The sequence below is a fragment of the Aestuariivirga sp. genome (genome assembly GCF_046093005.1).
GTDB lineage: Bacteria > Pseudomonadota > Alphaproteobacteria > Rhizobiales > Aestuariivirgaceae > Aestuariivirga.
In genome coordinates this window covers 1-3,471 of record NZ_JBJTER010000111.1, presented here as the reverse complement: position 1 = coordinate 3,471, position 3,471 = coordinate 1, and the positions used below count along the sequence as shown (strand labels likewise).

Sequence of the window (3,471 nt, the reverse complement as noted above, 5' to 3'; positions counted from 1 at the left end):
GGGCTGGTGATCGGCGGGGTGCTCTACTGGACGGTGCGCGAGCCGCAGCGCGGGGAAGCCGGCGAGCACATAGACCAGCGAGAACGCCGCCCCGCCGAGCAGCCCCAGCTCGAAATCCGAAAGCGTGAAGGCCGCCTTGATATCCTCGACCAGAATGCCGAACACCAGCCGGTCGGCGACGCTGAAGGCGCTCGTCAGCGTCAGCAGCGCCAGCACGTACCAACGGTGGGCGCCCGGCTGATCGCCGGGCTTCGGCCAACGGTGGGCGCCCGGCGCCTCAGTGGTGGGGGCGGGCGTAGAGGCCATTGTCCACCGGGATCGTCAGGCCATTCAGGAACCGCGCTTCGTCGGACGCGAGGAACAGCACGCAGCCTGCCACGTCGCTCGGGTGGCCCAGTGCATCGGCGGCCAGCGGCCCGGCCGGAATCTCCATCGGGGTCTGCCCCGCCCGGCCCGACACGCCCATCACCATCGGCGTCTCGATCCCGCCGGGCGCGAGCGCATTGACCCTGATGCCGTAGCCCTTGTCTTGAAAGTCCACCGCAAGGCTGCGGGTCATCCCTGCGATCCCCGCCTTGCACGCGGCATAGGCGGGGATGTTGCCATAGCCCATCAGCGCGGCAGTCGAGGCCATGTTGATGATCGACGACCCGCCCCCGCCAATCGCAAGATGGCGGTGCTTCATCAGCGGGACGGCATATTTGCACCCCAGAAACGTGCCGACCACGTGGATATCGAGATGCAGCCTGAAGTGCGCGAGGCTGCAATCCTCGATGCTCTCGAAGATCACGTTGCCGGCATTGTTGACGAGGATATCGAGCCCGCCGTGGCGTTCCTGCACGGCGCGCGTGACTTCGATCCACTGTTCCTCGCTGGTGACATCGAGCGCCATGGCATCGCCGCCGATCTCGGCCGCGACCTTGTGCGCCAGTTCCACCTCGCGGTCGGTGACGATCACTGTCGCCCCTTCCCGCGCCAGCGCCTCGCAATCGGCCTTGCCCAGCCCCATCGCTCCGCCCGTCACGAGCGCCACCTTGCCCGCCACCCTGCCCGCCATTGCTCTCTCCCAAAAGCGTTTGTTTTCGCAGCCCAGCCTATCGGGCGGCGGCGGCGGGGCCACTGTCGAAAGCGCGAGGACAGGGCGGGCGCGCGCCGGGTGTATGGCTGCGCCCCGAGGGAGAGGCGAGGATGATCGACGCAGCCGAAGTCGCGCAGCTGAAGGCGATGATGGAATGGGAGGGCCGCCGCACCGCCCCGCCCGAAGGCTTCCCCGCCCTGCCCGACATGCCAGCCGGGCGCTACACCAGCCCCGAATATTTCGCGCTCGAACAGAGCCACGTGTTCCGCAAGTCCTGGCTGTTCGCCGGGCACATGGATGAAATCCCGGAGCCCGGCTGCTGGATGCGCTGGCACAATGCGGGCGATCCGATCGTGATCGTGCATGGCATGGACGGGGTGGTGCGCGCCTTCCACAACACCTGCCGTCACCGGGGCGCGCCGGTGGTGACCGAGGATCGGGGCAAGTCCAGCCGCTTGATGTGCGGCTATCACAACTGGACCTACAAGACCGACGGGAGCCTCGTCGGCGTGCCCGAACGGCGCGATTTCCCCGAAGATTTCGACCTGTCGTGCCGGGGCCTGCTGCCCGTGCGCTGCGAGCTGTTCGGCAAGGTGATCTTCGTCAATTTCGACCTTCAGGCGATGCCGCTGCTCGACTGGATGGGGCCGGTGGCGCGCGAGTGGGAGGAATTCGCCTTTGACCGCATCCGGCTGGCGGCGCGGCATTCCTTCGAATTGCAGTGCAATTGGAAGGTGGCGATGGAGGCCAACATGGAGGTCTATCATGTGCCCTTCATCCACCCGGACACGGTCGCCCCGCTGGTGGATTCGACCCGCAATTACAACACGCTCTACCCCAATGGCCACGCCCGGATGCTCGCCCCGCCGCCGCTTGCAACCGACCGGGAGCATGTGCGCGCCATCGACTCCCCGCCCGGCTGGCAACAGATCGACACCGTCGGCGAACTGGGCCGCACCTGCACGCAGAGCTATACCCTGTTCCCCAATTGGGTCAGCCCGCTGTCGAACTACTTCGTCCCGCCGCTGCTGTTCTGGCCGACGTCGCTCACCACCACCCGGCTGGAGCTGGTGACGATGGCGCTGGACTGGGCGGACGCCCCGCCGCCCGACCTGTGGACCGTCCCTGACACCAGCCAGCCGAACGGTCGCCAGATGAGCCCGATCATCCTTGAAGACACCCAATTCGGCGAGGCGATCCAGCAGTCGATGCAAGGGAGCGCCTTCCGGTCGGTGCCGCTGTCCTATCAGGAGGCGCGGATCTACGCCTTCCACCAGAGCCTCGATGCGATGATCGGGATCGCCAATGTGCCGGAGGCCTTGCGGGTGGAACAGGTGATTGGAACGCAATGGATCTGGCCCAATGATCCGCGCCGCGCGCAGGCCGAACGCGAGGCACAGGCGTGTCAAGCCGCTGAATGACGTTACGGCATCCTGCATTGATCCGCGCCTGTGTCGAATATGTCGCAGTTTGACCGGGTCACTATCGCTTTTGCGGATGGTGCACTTTGCGCAGGCTCATACACCCTCACACCATACCAACAGGCTTTGGCCGGACGGCGTGAGGAGACACGTCGGGGTAGGGGAAAACAGGGGCACGCGGGACAGCCGCGGCCTGATGGGGAGAGAGGACCATGAACACATTTCGTGCCCGAATTGCGTCCGGCGCACTGCGTCGCACCCTGTTGTGCGGGGCCGCGCTGAGCGGGTTTGCCGCCATGCCCGGCACCGCCTTCGCGCAGGACATGCAGGACTCCGCGGATGACCCGGAGGACCGCGTGATCGTCGAGCTGAGCCCCTACGACCTGACCCGTGGCCGCATCGTCTACCGCTACAAGTAGCCGTCGGGCTGGATAAGGAACGGCCCGGGAAACCACCCGGCGCACGAGGCCAGCGAGAGAGAAGAACAACCATGAAGGTCAACCCCAGCGTCAAGCCCATCTGCGACAAGTGCAAGGTCATCCGTCGCCACGGACGCGTGATGGTCATCTGCGAGAACCCCCGGCACAAGCAGCGCCAGGGCTGAGAACGAAACAACACGATCGAGGACACCCACAGTCATGGCAAGAATTTCCGGCGTCGACAGCCCGCGCGAGAAGCGGCTCGAGATCGCCCTCACCTACGTCTTCGGCATCGGCCGTCCCACCGCCAAGCGCATCTGCGAGGTGACGGGGCTCGACGCCGGCACCCGCGTGCGCGACCTCACCGAGGACGAACTGAACCGCATCCGCGTCTGGATCGACCAGAACATCACGGTCGAGGGTGACCTGCGCCGCGACGTGCAGCAGGACATCAAGCGCAAGATCGAGATCGGCTGTCTCCAGGGCGTTCGCCACCGCAAGGGTCTCCCCGTGCGCGGCCAGCGCACGCACACCAACGCGCGCACCCGCAAGG

General features: G+C 66.3%; 4 protein-coding genes and 2 pseudogenes. 4 read left to right on the top strand and 2 right to left on the bottom strand.

Going from position 1 to position 3,471, the window contains the following annotated elements:
* Positions 1-306, bottom strand: a pseudogene (locus ACKOED_RS09755) (hypothetical protein); the annotation flags it as partial.
* Positions 278-1,057, bottom strand: a complete 780-nt coding sequence (locus ACKOED_RS09750; protein WP_408916401.1) for an SDR family NAD(P)-dependent oxidoreductase — start codon at positions 1,055-1,057, stop codon at positions 278-280. The gene ACKOED_RS09750 and the pseudogene ACKOED_RS09755, both read right to left, overlap by 29 nt.
* Positions 1,058-1,188: 131 nt before the next feature.
* Here ACKOED_RS09750 and ACKOED_RS09745 point away from each other — a divergent pair, with 131 nt between their 5' ends.
* The 4 genes and pseudogenes from ACKOED_RS09745 to rpsM all read left to right on the top strand — a co-directional run.
* Positions 1,189-2,499 carry an aromatic ring-hydroxylating oxygenase subunit alpha gene (locus tag ACKOED_RS09745; protein ID WP_408916400.1) on the top strand — a complete coding sequence of 437 codons (1,311 nt, stop codon included), beginning with the start codon at positions 1,189-1,191 and terminating at the stop codon, positions 2,497-2,499.
* A 344-nt stretch (positions 2,500-2,843) separates the two neighbouring features.
* Positions 2,844-2,918, top strand: a pseudogene (locus tag ACKOED_RS09740) (translation initiation factor IF-1); the annotation flags it as partial.
* 71 nt (positions 2,919-2,989) lie between these two features.
* Complete coding sequence (rpmJ, locus tag ACKOED_RS09735; protein ID WP_004008316.1) at positions 2,990-3,103, top strand: 50S ribosomal protein L36; 114 nt, start codon at positions 2,990-2,992, stop codon at positions 3,101-3,103.
* Between the two features lie 34 nt (positions 3,104-3,137).
* A partial coding sequence (gene rpsM, locus ACKOED_RS09730; protein WP_408916399.1) for a 30S ribosomal protein S13 occupies positions 3,138-3,471 on the top strand: 334 nt, incomplete at its 3' end.